3 protein-coding genes are annotated in these 2,002 nt (G+C 53.9%); 2 read left to right on the top strand and 1 reads right to left on the bottom strand.

The window, feature by feature from the left end:
- A partial coding sequence (locus V7680_RS15550; RefSeq protein ID WP_335654160.1) for a hypothetical protein occupies nt 1-221 on the bottom strand: 221 nt, incomplete at its 3' end.
- A gap of 192 nt (nt 222-413) precedes the next feature.
- On the opposite strand from V7680_RS15550, the gene V7680_RS15545 reads away from it, so the two are divergent.
- Both V7680_RS15545 and V7680_RS15540 read left to right on the top strand, forming a co-directional pair.
- On the top strand, nt 414-1,106 hold the full coding sequence (locus V7680_RS15545; RefSeq protein WP_335654161.1) for a sulfotransferase family protein: 693 nt from the start codon (nt 414-416) through the stop codon (nt 1,104-1,106).
- A 348-nt stretch (nt 1,107-1,454) separates the two neighbouring features.
- The coding region (locus V7680_RS15540; RefSeq protein WP_335654159.1) for a DEAD/DEAH box helicase at nt 1,455-2,002 on the top strand (548 nt) is incomplete at its 3' end.

Genomic DNA, 2,002 nt, shown 5'->3' with positions numbered 1-2,002 from the left:
GATCCGATATCCAGAACCTTGACCCGCTTCTGTTTGACCGCCTGGGTCCGCTCGATCCGCTCGATGAAAATCTCGACAAAGCGGCAGATCTGGCGGTATTTTCCATATCTATTGGGCTTGATCTCTCCGGCGTCGTTCGAAACGCCCAGAGCCTTGAGAAAAGGGCTGTCGCTTTTGATCAGGTAGTTCTTGTCGCGGTTATGGGGCTTTGTGTCGGTCATGGATTAGGCCATAAATATATCTGCCGGAATTGATAGTTTTTTGGAAGCTCGTGGTCTGCGCGCTGGCCGGCAGTGCGATAGCGCTTCGGTGGGTAAAAGAATTCGCGCGAGGTCGGGCCTGCAGTGCAGCTTGCAAACAAAAGCCGTGCGCGGCATAGTTTTATACGGAACGGCAGCACAGGGGGATGGATAATGGCATTGAAAGTGATTGGCGCAGGACCGGGGCGGACAGCCACCTTTTCCACGAAATTTGCGCTCGAGCATATCGGTTATGGGCCATGTTACCATATGGTTGAGGTGTTCCGTAATGCCCGGCGCAATATTCCGCTCTGGCAGAACGTTGTTGACGGTAAGCCGGATTGGGACGCCATTTTCGATGGGTACAGCTCCGTTACCGATAATCCAGCCTGTGTCTATTGGCGCGAGCTGGCTGAATTCTACCCGGAAGCAAAAGTTGTTCTGACAGTGCGTGATGCCGATGCTTGGGTCGAATCCTGCAATGACACGATCAATTCCCCGCGCATGCTCTCATCTCTTGAAGGCAGTGATCTGCTGCAGATGCTACAAGGTACATATCTGAGTCAATTTGGTGAAAATATTGATGACCGAGAATGGATGGCCAACTGGTATCGCGCGTTTAATGCAGAGGTGATCGATACGATCCCATCCAATCGTTTGCTCGTGTTCCATCCGAAGGACGGATGGGAGCCCCTGTGCGATTTTCTGGAAGTGCCAGTTCCATCGGAACCGTTTCCGCGGGTCAACAGTCGTGACGAGCTCGGGGGCGCATCGGACGAACAGGGCGGTTTGCCTGCGGACCCTGAACAGCTCGAGGCGTTCGCCGGCGGCTATATAGACGAGCTTCGCCGCAAAGCGTTTGCGTGAGTTTGGCAAGAGCCAGCCAACAGCCAGTTCTTGTTGACCGGCTACTGAAAACCGGTTCTTGCTTTCAGGGTCAGCCTGAAATGAGCATTGCGACCCAATTGCCTCACAACACCGCTTGACTTAATATCAAAAACACCTATGTTGCATCGCAGCAAAGGCGGCAATTGATATTGACCGTCTGGCGAGAGTTCTGCGTGAGAGATGACAAGATCGTCTCGAACCTATCGCCTTCATTGCTTCTTTCTTTCCGGCAGCCTGATCACGCGGGTCGTCTTAACAGACGGCGAACACGCGTATAGCTTCCATGCTGTGCGCTGGAAACTTGCTGCTATTACAAGGTATAAAAATTTGACTAACTTTTCTGATTTCGCATTGGCGGAACCTATTCAAAAACTCGTGGCTGCAAGCGGCTACACCACTCCTTCGCCGATCCAGCAGCAAGCCATTCCCCCGGCGCTTGAAGGCAAGGATATTCTCGGCATCGCGCAAACCGGTACCGGCAAGACCGCAGCTTTCTCGCTGCCTTCGCTCCACCACCTGTTGAACGACAAGCGCCGCGCCGGCCGTTATGAATGCCGGATGCTGGTATTGGCTCCGACCCGCGAATTGGCGCGCCAGATTGCCGACAGCATGACCGGTTATTCCAAGGGTCTCGGCCTGTTCATCACCTCTGCCTTTGGCGGAGTGCCGATCAACCGGCAGAAGCGCATCCTGGAACGCGGCGTTGACGTATTGGTAGCGACTCCCGGTCGTCTGCTCGATCTGATCGACCAACGTTTCCTGACGCTTTCCAAAGTCGAAATCCTGGTGCTCGACGAAGCCGACCAGATGCTCGATCTCGGGTTTATCGTTCCGTTGAAGAAAATCGTTCCGATGCTGCCAAAACAGCGTCAGAG

It is taken from the genome of Parasphingorhabdus sp. (genome assembly GCF_036963705.1).
Taxonomy (GTDB): domain Bacteria; phylum Pseudomonadota; class Alphaproteobacteria; order Sphingomonadales; family Sphingomonadaceae; genus Parasphingorhabdus.
This window is presented reverse-complemented; position numbering and strand designations above follow the sequence as displayed.

Excerpts from the sequence above, each read along its gene's own strand:
- V7680_RS15545 (WP_335654161.1), top strand. The coding sequence starts at position 414 with ATGGCATTGAAAGTGATTGGCGCAGGACCGGGGCGGACAGCCACCTTT.